General features: G+C 67.8%; 1 protein-coding gene. It reads right to left on the minus strand.

The window, feature by feature from the left end; translation table 11 throughout:
* Positions 1-233: thiamine pyrophosphate-dependent enzyme (locus VM95_RS38340; protein ID WP_045706446.1), on the minus strand; the 233-nt coding region annotated here is incomplete at both ends.

Consider the following 233-nt stretch of genomic DNA (forward strand, 5'->3'; position numbering starts at 1 on the left):
GTCGATCGCCATCGCCTGCTCGATGACGGCGTCCAGGTCCTCGGGGCGCTCGCAGCGCAGGCCGACGCAGCCCATCGCCTCGGACAGCTTGACGAAGTCGGGGATCCGGGTCGCCCCCGTGCCGGAGTGCAGGGCGGTGTTGGAGTAGCGCTGGTTGTAGAACAGCGTCTGCCACTGGCGGACCATGCCGAGGGAGCCGTTGTTGATGACGGCGACCTTGATCGGGATGCCGT

The sequence above is a fragment of the Streptomyces rubellomurinus genome (assembly GCF_000961885.1).
GTDB classification, from domain to species: Bacteria; Actinomycetota; Actinomycetes; order Streptomycetales; family Streptomycetaceae; genus Kitasatospora; species Kitasatospora rubellomurina.